General features: G+C 44.6%; 17 protein-coding genes. 12 read left to right on the top strand and 5 right to left on the bottom strand.

The window, feature by feature from the left end:
- Positions 1–85: 85 nt before the first annotated feature.
- The 4 genes from EQU50_RS06175 to EQU50_RS06165 form a co-directional block, all read right to left on the bottom strand.
- Positions 86–1,363, bottom strand: a complete 1,278-nt coding sequence (locus EQU50_RS06175; RefSeq protein ID WP_130154265.1) for a hypothetical protein — start codon at positions 1,361–1,363, stop codon at positions 86–88.
- A gap of 140 nt (positions 1,364–1,503) precedes the next feature.
- Positions 1,504–1,668, bottom strand: coding sequence for a hypothetical protein (locus EQU50_RS08390; RefSeq protein WP_165380371.1), 165 nt, complete (start codon positions 1,666–1,668; stop codon positions 1,504–1,506).
- Positions 1,669–1,756: 88 nt separating this feature from the next.
- Positions 1,757–3,322, bottom strand: a complete 1,566-nt coding sequence (locus tag EQU50_RS06170) for a hypothetical protein (protein ID WP_130154264.1) — start codon at positions 3,320–3,322, stop codon at positions 1,757–1,759.
- A 140-nt stretch (positions 3,323–3,462) separates the two neighbouring features.
- Positions 3,463–4,665 (bottom strand): aromatic amino acid transport family protein, encoded by a 1,203-nt coding sequence (locus EQU50_RS06165; protein ID WP_165380370.1) that lies wholly within the window; start codon positions 4,663–4,665, stop codon positions 3,463–3,465.
- A 52-nt stretch (positions 4,666–4,717) separates the two neighbouring features.
- On the opposite strand from EQU50_RS06165, the gene EQU50_RS06160 reads away from it, so the two are divergent.
- On the top strand, positions 4,718–6,478 hold the full coding sequence (locus tag EQU50_RS06160) for a protein-disulfide reductase DsbD family protein (protein ID WP_165380369.1): 1,761 nt from the start codon (positions 4,718–4,720) through the stop codon (positions 6,476–6,478).
- A gap of 66 nt (positions 6,479–6,544) precedes the next feature.
- On the opposite strand, the gene EQU50_RS06155 is transcribed toward EQU50_RS06160, so the two are convergent.
- Positions 6,545–7,561 carry a hypothetical protein gene (locus EQU50_RS06155; protein WP_130154261.1) on the bottom strand — a complete coding sequence of 339 codons (1,017 nt, stop codon included), beginning with the start codon at positions 7,559–7,561 and terminating at the stop codon, positions 6,545–6,547.
- 108 nt (positions 7,562–7,669) lie between these two features.
- Here EQU50_RS06155 and EQU50_RS08385 point away from each other — a divergent pair, with 108 nt between their 5' ends.
- The 11 genes from EQU50_RS08385 (at position 7,670) to EQU50_RS06110 (ending at position 15,778) form a co-directional block, all read left to right on the top strand.
- Positions 7,670–7,816, top strand: coding sequence for a thioredoxin domain-containing protein (locus tag EQU50_RS08385; protein ID WP_165380368.1), 147 nt, complete (start codon positions 7,670–7,672; stop codon positions 7,814–7,816).
- A 129-nt stretch (positions 7,817–7,945) separates the two neighbouring features.
- Positions 7,946–8,419, top strand: coding sequence for a 2TM domain-containing protein (locus EQU50_RS06150; RefSeq protein WP_165380367.1), 474 nt, complete (start codon positions 7,946–7,948; stop codon positions 8,417–8,419).
- A gap of 3 nt (positions 8,420–8,422) precedes the next feature.
- Positions 8,423–8,920 (top strand): signal peptidase II, encoded by a 498-nt coding sequence (lspA, locus tag EQU50_RS06145; RefSeq protein WP_130154259.1) that lies wholly within the window; start codon positions 8,423–8,425, stop codon positions 8,918–8,920.
- Between the two features lie 2 nt (positions 8,921–8,922).
- Entirely contained in the window at positions 8,923–9,411 is a 489-nt protein-coding gene (locus EQU50_RS06140; RefSeq protein WP_165380366.1) for a DUF3035 domain-containing protein, read from the top strand.
- A gap of 3 nt (positions 9,412–9,414) precedes the next feature.
- Positions 9,415–10,791 (top strand): M16 family metallopeptidase, encoded by a 1,377-nt coding sequence (locus tag EQU50_RS06135; RefSeq protein ID WP_130154257.1) that lies wholly within the window; start codon positions 9,415–9,417, stop codon positions 10,789–10,791.
- A complete protein-coding gene (locus tag EQU50_RS06130; protein WP_130154256.1) occupies positions 10,788–12,119 on the top strand; it encodes a M16 family metallopeptidase in 1,332 nt (443 codons plus the stop codon). The genes EQU50_RS06135 and EQU50_RS06130 overlap by 4 nt, the downstream gene beginning before the upstream one ends.
- 99 nt (positions 12,120–12,218) lie before the next feature.
- The gene (secB, locus tag EQU50_RS06125) at positions 12,219–12,683 is read left to right on the top strand and encodes a protein-export chaperone SecB (RefSeq protein WP_130154255.1); all 465 of its coding nucleotides are present in this window, start codon (positions 12,219–12,221) and stop codon (positions 12,681–12,683) included.
- Between the two features lie 150 nt (positions 12,684–12,833).
- A complete protein-coding gene (gene relB / locus EQU50_RS06120; protein ID WP_130154254.1) occupies positions 12,834–13,055 on the top strand; it encodes a type II toxin-antitoxin system RelB family antitoxin in 222 nt (73 codons plus the stop codon).
- A complete protein-coding gene (locus EQU50_RS08380) occupies positions 13,042–13,206 on the top strand; it encodes a type II toxin-antitoxin system RelE family toxin (protein ID WP_165380365.1) in 165 nt (54 codons plus the stop codon). The genes relB and EQU50_RS08380 overlap by 14 nt, the downstream gene beginning before the upstream one ends.
- 258 nt (positions 13,207–13,464) lie before the next feature.
- Positions 13,465–15,297: an autotransporter outer membrane beta-barrel domain-containing protein gene (locus tag EQU50_RS06115; protein ID WP_130154253.1), complete on the top strand. Its 1,833-nt coding sequence runs from the start codon at positions 13,465–13,467 to the stop codon at positions 15,295–15,297.
- 274 nt (positions 15,298–15,571) lie between these two features.
- Complete coding sequence (locus tag EQU50_RS06110) at positions 15,572–15,778, top strand: cold-shock protein (protein WP_130154252.1); 207 nt, start codon at positions 15,572–15,574, stop codon at positions 15,776–15,778.
- Positions 15,779–15,834 lie beyond the last annotated feature (56 nt).

Below are 15,834 nucleotides of genomic sequence, written 5' to 3'. Positions count from 1 at the left end.
CCGGCGATGAACGCCAAAATTATGAAAAGCTGTCGATTCCTCACTTGATTTTAAACGGGGCTGGATAGCCCCCATTCGTTCTAAGTTATGCAGCCTCCCCAGCCTTTCCATCTCTCTCAACTAAAGGGGCAGCGGTTAACAGTGCCCTAAGTTTTGCTTGTGTTTCTGCATTCGCCTGTGTCCAATCAACCCGATTCCTTGACAGAAAATCAGCAACGTAAGCAGCACCACCCGGTACGCTTTTTATGAGATCACAAGCCTCTACCAACTTTGACAAAATTGCTTTTGAGGAAAGCACAGATGTTGTCTGAAATAATGTCATCCACGCTGGCAATACAACCTCAGGGTTTTCTCCAGATAAGGCCTGCGCGTACATATACAGCAGTACGCTTTCTTGTTCATGGTCAAAAGAAAGTTTTTTTCCATCAGCACCAAAGGGATATCCAAAGTTAGTGGAAATATTCTTAACCCATTCAATAACTCTTTCGTAGTGATCATCCAAAAAGAAGTCACGAACGACTTGTATGGTGACCCTACTAATGTTCGCTGCACTGGTTTTTGGACTCAAAAAGGCCTTGCGCAGACTTGTATACTTATCCTCTGATGAAACACTGTCATCATTTGCCAGATCTTTGAAGATATAGTAGATTTGTGCATACGATAATTCAGCAGTTCCAAATCCATATATTCCAGCAGGTTCTGTGCCTGCCGCCGGATACGAGGAAGGATTTAAAATCCATTCTGCATATGCATTGTATTCTGCGACGTCGGTATTAATTTCCAATAGAAGGTTTTTATAATCACCTTGTTTAACAACGAAAGTTTGCTCAGGTTTTTCAAACCTCCCCAAGCAACCTTGAGAAATTTGTTGTATCGCATGGTTTAATAAAAGGGGGAAATAGAGATAAGCGTCTCCATCAACTGGACCCTCATCATATTTATAACTATGCAAAATACGGTCTTTGCTTTTGCGTAATAATTTGACTAATCCAAAGACTGAAAATTCTTTGGCAGGTGCAACCTGTTGGTAAAGATTTGTCCATGCGTTAAGGTCAGGTTTGTAAAAAAGTTGTTGAAGCGCTTTGCCATCACCTCTTCTCATATATATGGCAACCGTGTCCGCAAGCTCAATCATAACCTTTTTACGGCGACGCATAAGCCATAAAGGTGAGTCTGACCTGTCATCAGAAAACAACGCATGCATTACTGAACCGATCTTTTTTTGTTCTTCAAGGTCTGAGGTTTGAGAGTCAGCGGCAGCTGCCCCTTGTACTGAATGACTTTGAATACTAACAACACTGACGAAGCCCAATAATAGGGCCAATTTACACGTACGCTTCAACTTAAAAATCCTTTCCATCATATACACATCCTTTAAACTGAGATTTATATACTGTTTTCAGATCATTTTGCTGGAATTTTTTCGCAAAACCATTTGAAAGAAGTACATGGCCAATATAGGGATTGTTTCTTAACATTCAAGAGAAATAATTATGTAAAAGCTTACAAAACCTTAAACATGATAATCAAAAGGGCGGCCACCAGGGCAACAGGCCCCCCATCATGGCGAGCCCCGCAAGGGTGGGCAATCCATGTGTTTCCTGGATTGCCGCGTGGAGCAAGGGCTTCTCGCAATGACGGGTTATCGTTGTTACCAAGCGAAATCACTCACATACAGTAAAACGCCAAGATCAAAGAAAGCTGTCACTTACTCACTTGATTCTAAACGGGGCTGAATAGCCCCATTCGTTCTAAGTTATTCAGCCGCCTCAGCCTTTCCATCAATTTCATGTGATGTGGAATGGGTAAAGGTTGACAGTGCCCTAAGTTTTTCTTGTATTTCTGCATCCGCACTGTTGTAAATTGGACTCTTTGACAGAAAAGAAGCAATATCTTCGCCCGGAAGTTTAAGTTTTATATCCCCAACAGCAATTTCCAGCTTTGACAAAACTTCTTTGGGAGAAAAAAATGATACTGGATTCAATAAGTCAACCCACAGCGACAAGACATTTTTTTTAGGATGTTGCAATAAAGCTTTTTCATACAAATCAAGCATTGCTTTCTGTTGTTCAGACGTAAAAGAAACTTTTCCTCCAAGTTCACGCGATAATCTTAGAACGCATGTAACAATATAGTTGACTGGCTTATTAGGATCTAAACCCGAAAACATTTTAAATACTGCTTTATTAAGTGCTCTTAAATTGATATATGGGCGCAAAGACAACGCCTTAAGATAAAAATACTTATGTAGGACTTCCACTCTGTCATCGGTCGGAAGGTATAACAGGATGTTCTGGATGTTTTCTTCAGACAAAGCTTTTAGCTCACGAGGAGCTAAAAGCGGTGGAAACCCAGAACCATTACTGTTCGGATTCTCTTCTATAAATTTCATGAAAAGCCCATGATACCAATTCATTGTAGCCTCAATCTCCGTTTGAGTCTTACCGATTCCTTCTGGGGTCCCATACATTGAAATTGAATCTTGGGTATGCTCAGTCGTACCTGTCTCTTTATCATCGGGGTTGAAAAAGCGCGACGCAAGACGGCACTGAATGCCCTTGTATGGGTTTTCATAACTTATTTTCTTAAGGGTTTCTTTGAAGGAATCTTGTGAAAGGGATATGCTGTGTTTTTCCTTAAATTTATCTATAAATTGGGAAACATCTTCGTCCTCTGGTTCTGTGACACTGTACAGAACGGCGGCTGCACACTCTTGCAAGGCGGCGAAATGCGCTTTATTCAAACCTGAAGAAGCATTTTGTTTTTGCTTTTCTAAAGATTCAAAAAGATCACCAGCTCCCCCCACTTCTCTGGTCAACATCCCCGAAACAACACGACCATAAACCCCTTTCAGACGATCAACAACACTGGCAGGTGCAGGTTCATCAGAAATACCCCAGCATCCTGCAAAAATTTGTCGCATTGCGTTATCGAATAGCTTTGGAATCTGGGAATAGATTCCTGCGGCTTTCGCCGTTGTTACATTCCTGCAGGCATTTAAAATATCGGCTTTTGTTGTGTCCAATAAATCGATCAGATCAAGAGTCGAGAATGACTTTCCAGTAGCTTTTGCATAAAGTTTAGCCCACACATTGACATCAGGATTTTTAAAAAGAGGATCGCAATTTGCGGAAGGACGTGAGTACTTAAACACTGCATCCAAAAGCCGACTGCTAGCGCTATCCTTATCCTGCAAAGGTGATATTGATGGCGCGCCACGCTCATCAAAAATTGGAGCATCCATCTGTGCCGAATAGTTTTCCGTGCTAACACCGCCGATGAAACCCAAAAATAGAAATAACTTAAAAAAAATTTTCATCATATACATATCCTTTAAATTGAGATTTATATACTGTTTTCAGATCATTTTACTGGAATTTTTTCGCAAAACCATTTGAAAGAAGTATATGGCCAATATAGGGATTGTTTCTTAACATTCAAGAGAAATAATTATGTATAAGCTTACAAAACCTTAAACATAATAATCAAAAGGCCCACGATCAAAGCCATAATCAAAGCAATATTTCCACCACTCACCTGATAAGAAAAGGCCGGTTGGCTTCTTCTCCACTTTAATGCCACTGCCGTTGGTATAAGAACAGCCAAAATGCTAAGCGCAATCGCAGCATAGCCCAAGGCAATAATAAATCCATCATGGTAAAATAAGGCAAAAAACAGAGGGGGTAGGAACGTTAATAGCGAAATTTTTAAACGCTCAAGTTGCGTGGTTGTGGGCAAAGACAGCCCTTCTGCTAGGGCATCAAACAGGCCAATGGCCACCCCTAAGAACGACGTTGTAATCGCCAAAAAGGTGAACAAAGTCATCATCCCCCCCAACAAAGGATTGTTGGTTACTGCATTTAAATGATGCACAAATCCAGCGACATCAGTTTGGGCAATCGCAGCAGCCTGCGAGGGTGGTAAAATCCCCAACGTCGCCATCTGCCAAAGCAAATAAACAATTAAGGGGAATAAACTGCCCAGTATAATCACAAACCGCAACTGGCGGGGATGCGGCCCTACGTAATTGATCAGGGTTGGAATGCTGCCATGAAACCCGAAAGAGGTGAAAAATATAGGAGCCGCAATGCTTAAAGCTGACAGGCTTCCGTGGTGATACGTCAAGTTTTCTAAGCGAACATACGGCATCAGAAAAACAATCATGCCGACGAAAACGATCATCTTGATGGTAAAGAAAAAGCGATTGGCGTAATCAACCATGCGTACGCAAGAATTAATGGCCCACCCCAAACAAAGGGTATAGATGATGGCTGCTAGGCTGAAGGGGCAATGAAGGCCGACCGCCCGAAACCCATCTTTTACAAGCGAACTGCTGCCCGTGATGTAGGCCGCCAACAGGGCATAAAACAATAACAACAAACTGGCTTTGGCAACAACTTGTCCCCCTCGGCCAAAGGCATTGTAAGCCAGGCCCGCTACACTGGTTCCTTGAACGGGGCCTTTCCCTGCCATCCTTAAATTGATTTCCAATGTCACCAAGGCGGTAAAGGCCATCAGGACCCACATACCTGTTAACAGCCACACAGTGTTAAAAAACCCGATCTGGATGGATGTCATTGGCAACGCTAACATGGCGGCCCCAATCGTTGTTCCCGCCACAATAAGCAAGGCGCCCGTGACGCGGCTGCGGGACAAGGTACTCATAAAAACTCCTTTAAAACGTCGGCGACAAAGGGTTAAGCTGAAGGCAGATGATTTGAAACGTGCCACATGGGTTATGAAAAAACAAACGCTTATTTTCTTTTTCCTAAGCCTTATCATTTTAATGAATCTCAGCGCCAACAGTTTGCCTGATGCTTCGCCGGTAAAAGTTGAGCTGGCAAGTTCAACAGCGAAGCCAGCGGTTGGAACGCCCTTTTGGGTTGCGTTAAAGTTCACGGTGGAACCGGGTTGGCAAGTCTATGCGCCTGATGGATTGAAAACCAATTCATCGATCACCTTGGATTGGGTAGTACCAGCGGGCCTTATCGTGCAAGAGGTGAGGTGGCCCCCATCTGTCAAAAAAGATCTTAGCTCCATATTTGACCAAAGTTTTTGGGTGTTGGCAAAGATGGTTCTGGAAAAGCCGCTTCTCGCGTCAGATTCAATCCTTAAATCCACCGTCAGTTGGGTCGCCTGTCAGGATGTTTGCAAACCCGACCAGGCCACATTAACCCTTGATTTAAACAATCCCGCCTCTTTGGCAGAAGCCGATGAATTGAACAATTGGCTAGAGCTAATCGCCAACCAAGATACTGATTTAAATCCAGACGACGATTGGTTATTTGCCTTTTTCCTGGCATTCTTAGGTGGCCTTTTATTGAACCTGATGCCCTGCGTCTTACCGGTTTTATCGTTAAAAGTTCTCGACCTTTTAAAGCCTCAACAAAACAGTCTTTCTTTAAAAGCGCACGGGTGGGCCTTTACCGCTGGCGTTATGATCAGTTTCTTAAGTTTAGCGGGATTTTTAATAGCATTAAGAGCGGCAGGGCAAGAGATGGGGTGGGGGTTCCAGCTGCAATCCTCTTTATTCGTCGGTTGTTTAGCCTGTTTGTTTTGGGTGATGGCTTTAAACCTGTGGGGGGTGTTTGAGATAGGATTGGTTTTCACCCGTTTGCGGTCAACCTATCACCACAGTTTGTTCGCCACCTTTGCGAATGGTGTTTTGGCGTGCGTCGTGGCCTCGCCTTGTACAGCCCCTTTTATGGGAACAGCTTTGGGGGTTGCCTTGACCCGTTCATGGCCGGTGGCATTGGTTATTTTTAGTGGGCTGGGCTTTGGGATGGCTTTGCCCTTTTTGCTGATTTGTTTATGGCCTTCCCTGGCACGCCTTTTCCCCAAACCAGGGGCTTGGATGGAAAGCCTGAAGCACGGATTGGGATTCGCCCTGGCGGCCACTGTCTTGTGGTTGTTGTGGATTATTGGTCACCAAAAAGATCTGGATACCTTATTGGCCGTCACGGGCACATTGCTGACGATGAGCCTGGGGACATGGGTTTGGGGTCGTTGGGTTGTACCTTATAGGCCGTTGGGTGTGCGGGTCGTCGGACGTCTGGTGGGGGGCCTGTTGCTGGGGACGTCTGTAACGGGCATGGTCATGACGCTTGCCCCCTCAGCCTCTAAAGCAATTCAGATCCACTGGCAGCCCTACAGCGCGGAGCGACTAAACCAAGCCCTTCAAAATCATCAGCCTGTGTTGATTGATTTCACAGCCATTTGGTGTTTGACATGCCAAGTGAACAAGAAAACAACCCTGAATCACCCAAGCGTCGCCAAAGCCCTTAAAAAACATGGCGTTGTCACCTTGCGCGCGGATTGGACTCAACATGACCCTGTGATCACCCAAGCCCTGGCTGAATATGGGCGCAACAGCATTCCGCTGTATGTTTTGTATGGAAAAGACAGAAAGCCAATTTTATTGCCCGCGTTGTTAACGCCCGATGTTTTCCTGAAAGCTTTAGGGTCTTTGAGCGAATAAAAGGGCGGCGATGACGACATCATCAAATGATTGATCACCGCCCTGGATTAGTCCATTGCGTCCGGACTAAGAAAACGCAGCCCCTCCAGGAGCCCGCTGTTGCTGATCAAAGTCAGTGGCGGCTATCGCTTCACTTGGAAAAGTACTGAAAAAGTCGTCATATGTTTCTAAGGGCCAAGGCCTCACATATAAACTTACTAAGGCCCTGACAACTTCTGGATAATCTCTTTCCATTCCTTTCCTAAAAGTCAAGTGTGCCTCCAGCCTTTGTTGACACAATAACTCTGCTGATGATAGCCTATCACGGCCCATTTGCTCCAGTTCAGAGTCTTGTTTCAGGAGTCTCTGCAAGATATAAGGCCTGGCCCCATCCTCATAATGTTCATAAAGATCTTTTAATGAATTAAGACGACGCCTTCCCCGCACAAGGTTCGGTAATCCACTATCGGCTTTGAGGAAGGAATCCACTAAAGTCATGGCTTCCGCATGAGAATTTTTCTCTTCATATACTTTTAGTTCCTCACGCGCTTTCAGTATCTCCGAATGTCGCGGCACGTCCCCCGTGTGGTAAATTCGTTTTACGGCTGTCTCAAAATTCTTCCATAACCTTCTTTGCTCGTCGCTTGAGTTCTGGTAATGGGCCATTAGGGCATTCCAAGATCGTTCGTGGGCGACCTCTGCTTCAGCGACCTTTGCTTCTAGATTTGCCAGCTGCTGTACAAGGTCCGTTATTTTATTGAGACTATGCGCTTTTTCTCTTTCTTTTCCTGTCTTTGTTACCAGCTGTATTTGCTCATCTAGGACAGCACGTTTATCAAGAAAAGATTTGACACAAGGTTGGAGGTCCTTCAATTGTCCCCAAATTTCACGAGGTTGGAGGCCCTTCATTGGAACAAAATCCTCTTGATGCAAAATCCCTTTGGTATCACCCCGTTCACGCAAAACCTGTGAGGTATTTGACTTTCCAGACGACTTGCCATTACCCGGGCTATCAGTGAATGCCGCTGAAGCTATGACCATGTCTTGAAGTCCACTTGCCGCTAGCATCACGACTGTTGCCGCATTTAATAAAAATCTCTTCATTATAATCCTCTTGATTGATTTTATAACTGGGCCTGTACCACTCAGATATAATGTAAGATGTAAAAAAACAAATAAAAAAAGATTATACTATAAAAAAAGCATGACCCTGTGATCACCCAAACCCTGGCTGAATATGGGCGTAACAGCATTCCGCTGTATGTTCTGTATGGAAAAGACAGGAAACCGGTTTTGTTGCCCGCATTGTTAACCCCTGATGTGTTGCTGAAAGCCTTGGGGGCTTTTGGTGAATTCTAACCTTAGAAAATCGGAAGAAATGGTTAAAATTTCTTTGAAGGATATAAATATTTATTATTAGGAATTCTTCAAAATGACTGCTAAAATTGTACATAGTTTTGTTTCAAAGAAGAAATCTTAATCATGGATATGGAAAAAACCGCTCGTAAATATGTACAGGATTTAAAGGGGCTTTATACGAATGTCATCATTTACGCCATCGTTTGGGCGTTATGCATTCTATTATGGCTAAGTTTTGGGGGCTCGGGATTTTGGCCCATTTGGGTGCTTGTTGGCTTTGGAGCTGCCACGCTTTTACAAGGCTTCGCCATGGGCTCTAGCAAACAATTGGAAGACTTTCTTCCCTTTTTAAAACCGGAATGGGAAGAGCAGCAGGTCAAAAAACTTTTGAAAAAGCCTTTTGCTGCCGACATGCATCAACCAAAGGCTGCAGCATCGGCTGAGCCAAAAGAAAAGCCAGCCAAAGAGGTGGTAAAGGAAGTTGCAAAAGCCGAAGCTCCAAAAGCAGCCCCAATTAAGAAAACAGCTCCCAAAAAAGAGCCAGTCCTTAAAAAAGAAGCAGCCCCTAAAAAGGCACCGGTAAAAAAGAAACCAACTGTTTAATAAATGACCCTTTTTAATTTCAGATCAAGCAGCGCGGCCATTGTTGGGGTCGTGCTGTTTTTTGATCAACTGACCAAAATTCTCATCACCCAAAACATGTCCGTGGGGCAAGTCATTCCCTATTCACCCTGGTTCAATTTGGTTTTTAGGCAAAATCGGGGCATCAGTTTTGGATTGTTCCCCGCTTACACATGGCTTGCCAAATTTATATTGATTGGGTTCATCATCGCGTTGACCTTTTGGTTATCATACCAACTTTGGACAGCGGTAAAACGGCTAGAAGCAGCCAGTTATGCTTTGATTTTAGGGGGGGCTTTAGGAAACTTGATTGATCGCTTCTGCCATGGTTCTGTGGTCGATTTCCTTGAATTCCATATTCATCAATATTATTGGCCGGCCTTTAACGTGGCTGATAGCTGCATCGTTGTGGGAGTTGTCTTGATTTTTGCCTGGCAATCATGGCAGTGTTGGGGCAAATCGAAAGGCAACGTTGAAACATGACCATGCAAAAGTTTTTAAAATCACGAAATATAATTTTAACATTACCCCTTATGGGACTGCTGGCGTTGTCTGGCTGTGACACGATGCGTAATACGTTAGGGCTTGATCACTATCAACCTGATGAATTTCAAATTTCAGAGAATCCTCCGTTAAGCATGCCAAAGGATTACAGTCTAAGGCCCCCTTCAGAGAATACTCCCGCGACGTCGGTTCAACCCGTTAATGTCGCCACTCAAAAAGCAGAAGTGGCTTTGATGGGCAAGGCGGCTCCTGCCAAGGTCGTCAGCACGGACAATAATGCTCAAGGTCTTGTGAATCAAGCAGCAGCTGGTAAAAGTGTGGACCCCAACATTCGTGAGGAAGTTAATAAAGAAGCAGCATCTGAGCCCAAATCAACTTTGGAAGCCAAACTTGCTGAAATTAAGAAAAACGCCACAACTTTAGAAAATAAACCTGTCCCTGGTGGGGAAGATAACAAAAAAGTTTCATAAACCATGCGTAAATTTTTGATTTTAACGTTAATTGTTATGGGGGGGGCTGCGGCCTACTTCACCTTTTTCACGCAAGCTTCATCCAAACATTCGTTAACGGAGAAAAACCATTCTATGACTGAAGCTTCCCCGACCATAAAAGAAGTCACAACGCCCGAGGGTCATTCTGTTTGGTTGGCGCCTTCTGATACGCCTGTTGTCAGTATTGGCATTGTCTTTTTGGGGGCAGGACGCAGGGCAGCTTTTCAAAGCCCAGGTTTAACTGATTTATTGACGTCTGTCTTGGATGAAGGGGCGGGGCCTTATAATTCACAGGCTTTTAAAACGCGATTGCTTGAAAAGAATATTCAGCTTGGAATCTCAGCCAACCATGACAATCTAGTGATCACCTTCCGCACCATAAAGGAAAACGTAAAAGAAGCCTTTCAGTTGGTGCAGCTTATGATGACGGCTCCACGCTTTGAAGATGAAGATATGAAGCGCGTCAAACAGCAAGTCGGCGCCAGTTTAGAACAATCTTTGAACGACCCCAAGCCTGTTGGCCTGGAGGCTTTGCACGGATTTGTTTTGGGTGATGTCCACCCTTATAACCCCAGAACGGCCGAATGCATCAAAAACATTCCAACCATCACAGCGCATCACCTGCGCGACTATATGGCGGGTCATTTGACCCAGTCTACTGTGCAAATTGTGGCGGCTGGTGATATTTCATCAGGCGATTTAAGCGATTTGGTTGATCCCTTTGTCTCCAGCCTCAGCAACCAAATCAAACAAACCACTCCTGATCGCCTTCCTTATCAAAATCTTGGGGGCAACCTTAATGTAGAGATGGATATCCCTCAAACGGTTATCTATTTCCTGCAAAAGGGTGTAAGCGTCAATCACCCTGATTTCTATGCCTTTTTTATGATTAATCGCATTTTAAGCAACGCCTTTGAATCACGCCTTTGGCATGAAGTCCGTGAAAAACGGGGCCTGGCTTATTTCTGCGCAACAAATCTTTCCAATAATGATTTAAATGATGTGTTGACGGGTATCACGGCTACAAAGACCGAGACTGTTGCTGAGACCATTCAAATTATCAAAAAAGAGTGGGACAAGTTGGTTGCCGGGGGCGTTACCCAGGAAGAATTGGATTTCCATAAAAAGAACGCTATAGGGGCGTATGCCTTGAACTTTGGATCAACCCTTGAGATTGTTTCTGTATTGTTATGGTACCGACAACGTCAGCTAAGTCTGCATGACCTTAACCAACGCAACCTTCGCATTCAAAATCTAACGGTTGAAGAGATCAATCGCGTCATCACGGAACAAATTAAACCCCATGAATTAGCCTTTGTCACGATTGGCAAATATCAAGAAGTTGGTAGCAAACGATGAAAAACACTTTTGCGCAACTTAGTTTCATTTTTTTCATGATGATCGGAAACGCTATGGGCGGAATTTTTAACCCTCAAACAAAAACACTGGCGAATGGATTGCAAGTGATTGTAGTTCCTAACACCATGGCCCCAATCGTCAGTGTAGGTGTTCTTTATAAGGTGGGGACGGCTGATGATCCCTTACCTTTGATTGGCATTTCACACTTCCTTGAACATATGATGTTTAAAGGGACGACCTCGATTCCCAGCTCCCAGTTCAAAAAAACAATTTTGGAATATGGCGGAAACACAAATGCAGCCACAAGTTTTGATTACACGTTGTACGAAACATCGATTGCGGTTGAGCACCTGGACCTTATTTTAAGGCTAGAGGCGGATCGCATGGAAAACCTGGCCTTTTCAGTGCAAGAGGTAATTTCCGAAAAAGAAGTGGTGATGGAAGAACGCAGAATGCGCCTGGAAAACCACCCTTTTGGACAAGCTTACGAGACCTTGCTGCGCGCACTTCGCTGGTATCACCCCTATGGCGTCCCGCCCATTGGTCACCCCTATCACATTCAAAACTATACTTATCAAGCGACTCGCAATCATTACCAGCAATGGTATGTGCCCAATAATGCGGTTTTAATTATTGCCGGCAAGACAACCTTGGAACAGGCGCTGCCCATGGTTGAAAAGTATTTTGGCGGATTGAAGTCACGGCCCGTGCCAGAACGCCAACGGATAGCGGAACCCCCGCATCAAGGCATCACCCAACATATTGAACAAAAAAACCCACGTAATTCTTTGATTCTGCTGAATTGGTTTTACGAGGCGCCCAACCATCGATCAAAAGACGCCGCTCAGCATTATTACCCCTTGATCATTTTGGGACAACTGTTAGGGGGGAACAGCACCACTGATTTTTATAAAACATTTGTTGAAGACAAAAAGCTGGCCCTAAGCCTTTCCGCCACCTATGAATCTGACAGTTATGATACTCGTCCTTTTAGTATTTCTGGGACTTTGGCGCCGAATATGGATGTGGCGACATTTAAGGCAGCCTTGAAGGAATATCTGGAAAAACTGCTTGTGAAGGTATCGGCAGACGAGATCAAAAAGGCCAAACGAGACATCCTGGCCCAACTTGCGTTTATGAAAGACGGCAACATGAATAGTTTGCATGTTTTTGGTAATTTGTCTGTTGGCTTAACCATAGAAGAGATTGAAGGGTGGGCAGAGTCCATTCAGGCCGTTACGGACGAGCAGGTTCTGCAGGCTGCCCAGCTTGTTTTGGGAACGCCCCCTGTTGTCACGATGGATCTGTATCCATTTTTTCATAAATGACGTATTCTTTTTAGACAAGCTGATTCGTTTTAGAAATAGATATAGACGCATGGACAAGATGATTGCTAAAATTTAAGAAACTTTTTACGGAGAATGATAATGGCAAACGAAAACGAACAAACAACAACCCCACCCCTTCCGCCTCTGATGATTCATGGGCAATATGTAAAAGACTTTTCCTTTGAAAACCCCAACCCTTTGGCCGTTTTTGGTGGTGAACCCAGCGATAAGCAACCCCAAATTGCGATTGATATTCAGGTGAATGCTCAACCTGTGGGCGAGAAGTCATTTGAAGTTGTTTTGAATATAACGGCCAACGCCAAACGCGAAGAACAACAATTCTTTCTGACAGAAATCAGTTATGCCGCCCTGGTCAGCATAGGCGATGTGCCAGAGGAACATGTGGGACCCTTGCTAATGATTCACTGCCCGGCGATGCTGTTCCCTTTTGCACGCCACTTAATTGCTGATGCGACCCGAAATGGTGGCTTCCCGCCCTTGATGCTGGATCCTGTTGATTTTGCCCGTCTGTTCGAAGAGCAACAAAAACGGACAGTTAACTAAGCTGCGCACCAACCATGCGCGCCCCTTCCTGGGGCGCGACTATCCCCCCTGTGTCCCTCTTTCCTGCCTTGGTGGGAATGACCACAAAACTTGACTAGGCTGTAATACATGTTATACTTGCTAACATAACCCTTTAAAAGGATGCTTCTCATGTTAGCCGTAAGACTCTCTAAAGCCTTGGAAGAACGTCTAAACAACCTTTCCACAAAAACTCATCGGTCAAAAAGTTTTTATGTAACAAAGGCTTTGGAAAAATTCTTGGGTGAGGAAGAAGATTATGCGGAAGCCATTGCTTCCTATGAAGAGTATTTAAGATCCGGCAAGCAAGGTTACACGCTTGAGGAAATGAAAGAACGGTATGGCGTTGAGTAAACAGTGGCGCCTGATCTTTAACAAAACAGCCGACCGTCAATTTCAACGCTTGGAGCCTGCTCTGCAAAGCCGCATCCTTCATTATTTTGATAAAATTATCCAAGAACCCAACCCTAAGTCCAAAGCAAAGATTATGAGGGGGAAGCAGTGAAAATTGGCCATCGACGGGACATTTACGATTAATCAGTCTTCTCCATAAAGACCCCCTATTGTCATGATACTTCGTCATGCGGGACCCCCTAGCGGCTTCGGTCATGGCGAACCCTCGCAGAGGGTGTAGTCATCCATGTATTTGATTCAAATATAACGCTAAATAGCAAATTAAAAAACTACACCATTAACAATAAATTAATAAACAAATAGTATTATCATTCATAAGTTTGATGGTTGTATGTAAAGGGTTTTTATTATGCGTTCCTGTGTGTTTTTGTTGGGGGTCAGCCTGTCGGCTATGTCGTGTGCGTATGGGAATGTGGTCGGTTTGCAAACTACCGCTGGCGGAACCACTTATGGACCATATCCTAGCATCAATGAAGCCCTTACGACGGGTGTAGCTGCTCATTCCACAACAACCCCCGTCCTCACTCTTTCAGGGGATGACACGGAAACAATAGGAACCACCGTACCATCCACCATAACCTCGCTTAGTATTATAGGAAGCTCTGGTGCCATCAGGACGATCATCCCGGCAGCTAGTCTCACCTCTTCCCTTTTTACCAATCCAAATGACAACCCATTGACCCTTAATCTGTCTAATCTGACCTTTAGTGGGTTTAGGAATGATTCTGTAGGTGGAGGCGTTTTATATGCCAGCGGCAATGGCACCATCACACTTAATGTCTCGGGCCCTGTGACCTTTACGCGCAACAGTGCCATAGGATCAGGAGGAGCCATTTTTGGTAAAATGGAGGCAATTTCTGGACCTGTGGCCTTTACAGGTAACAGTTCAAGTGCTTCTGGAGGAGCTATTTTTAATAATAACAACAATTCAACGATGACTATTTCTGGACTTGCGACCTTTACAGGGAACAGTTCAAGTGTTTATGGAGGAGGAATTTACGCTGGCAGCAATGTGACGTTGACCGATACGCATTTTGCGAATAACACAGCCAAAACATCAGGTGGGGCTGTGTATATGGAGGGTGCCAGCAAGACCCTCACCTACAACGTGACGACTTCTGTCACCCTGGGTCCTACATCTCCTGCTACGAGCGCAGCAGGAGATAACGACATCGCCGGTGTTTCTGATGCCATGTTCACCAAAAGCGGCACAGGGACGTTAACGTTGAATACAAACAACCTTAATTGGGTGGGTAATACAACCGTCAATGCGGGCAGGTTTATTATTGGTGATAGTAACCATCCCCATGCACAATGGGGAAGCTCTACCACGACAGAAACCCCCTATATTAATTCGAACAGTGGCACCCTAGGGGGATATGGAACGATTTATGCCACAACGATAAACTTATCGGGTGGAACGTGGCTTATCGGTATTAACCCTGCTGGCACCACACCACCCTGTGGCATTTTGACTCTGCGGGGAGGCGGGGCTTACCTGACCCTTCCGGCGAATATTGAAATTGACGGACTTGTGGGATCAGGCTTCCCACCTTATGGCTATACAGTGGCGACAGGGTATGGAAACTCTTTATCTGGTAGTTTAGATACCCTGAACGCCAAACTGGCAAAGTATAACGTGACTCTTACAGAATCTTCTAATCCGCCTTTTTCTCTAACCCTAAAGGAACTCCCTCCAGGGGTCTATCTCGGCTCTCCTCTCGCCCAAAATGTGTTGGTCACGTTCGAGGTGCCTGGATTTTACAATGGACGGGCGATTACAACGTATGGAGAGGGGCTGGTGGTGTGGTATGGCCTAGAAGGTCCCGCTGCGTCAGGTGAAGCGGGCAACTTTTTCTCCTCTGGAACACCAACCTCTGTTGTCTTGAATAACCGTAAGCAACAAGTTCTTTCAAGAAACGACGCCAATGATGGCACCATCAATGCTGTGAGCAATGAATCTGTTACGCCCTGGTCTTGGACGGGGTCAGTTGCATTGCCCATTTCTGGGCTGCCTTGCGCCTGGCAGTTATGGACACATACATATGGAAACACCCCAGCATATCCAACTAATGCGGCGCAGCGTGGCAATAATTGGGTAGCCCAGGGCCAGTTAAACTTGTCTGGCTATGTGGGCGCTTTTTTGAACGTAACCCACCAAATCACCCCTGGGGAGAAATAAGAAACTTATGACAGCCGGGCCCCCATCCAGAAAAATCTCTGGATGGCCCCACCCCCTTCAGGGGATCACCATGACAGGGACCCTTTGATTTTGAGAGGCATCAAATGCAGAAATGGCCATAAAATCCTGGCGATGAATTTTAAAAAAATCTGTTTTATATTTTTTATTGTTTGCATTTGTTTCGTTTCTGTAATCTAATCCAGTTATCTAAGGAACAGAAGTGTTCCTTTTAGATGATACAAAACAATGACACTAAAGATAGAGAAATTAAAATATGGCAGTAGGTACAGTAAAATGGTATAGCCCCGAAAAAGGCTATGGGTTCATTCAACCCGATGATAAAACCAACGATGTGTTCGTTCACATGAGCGCATTAGAAAAATCAGGTCTTTCGAATCTGAACGAAGGACAAAAAGTCAGCTATGACATAGAAAACAGCCGTGGCAAAGCCGCTGCCGTTAATATTCAAAGCGTCAGCTAAGAAGACTAAATTATAATAAAAACAGCTTAAAACTAAGCTGTTTTATTAGTCCCAAA

This window comes from Candidatus Finniella inopinata, assembly GCF_004210305.1.
In the GTDB taxonomy this organism is placed as follows: Bacteria; Pseudomonadota; Alphaproteobacteria; order Paracaedibacterales; family CAIULA01; genus Finniella; species Finniella inopinata_A.
The sequence above is the reverse complement of the archived record's forward strand: the minus strand, read 5'-3'. Positions and strand labels throughout refer to the sequence as shown.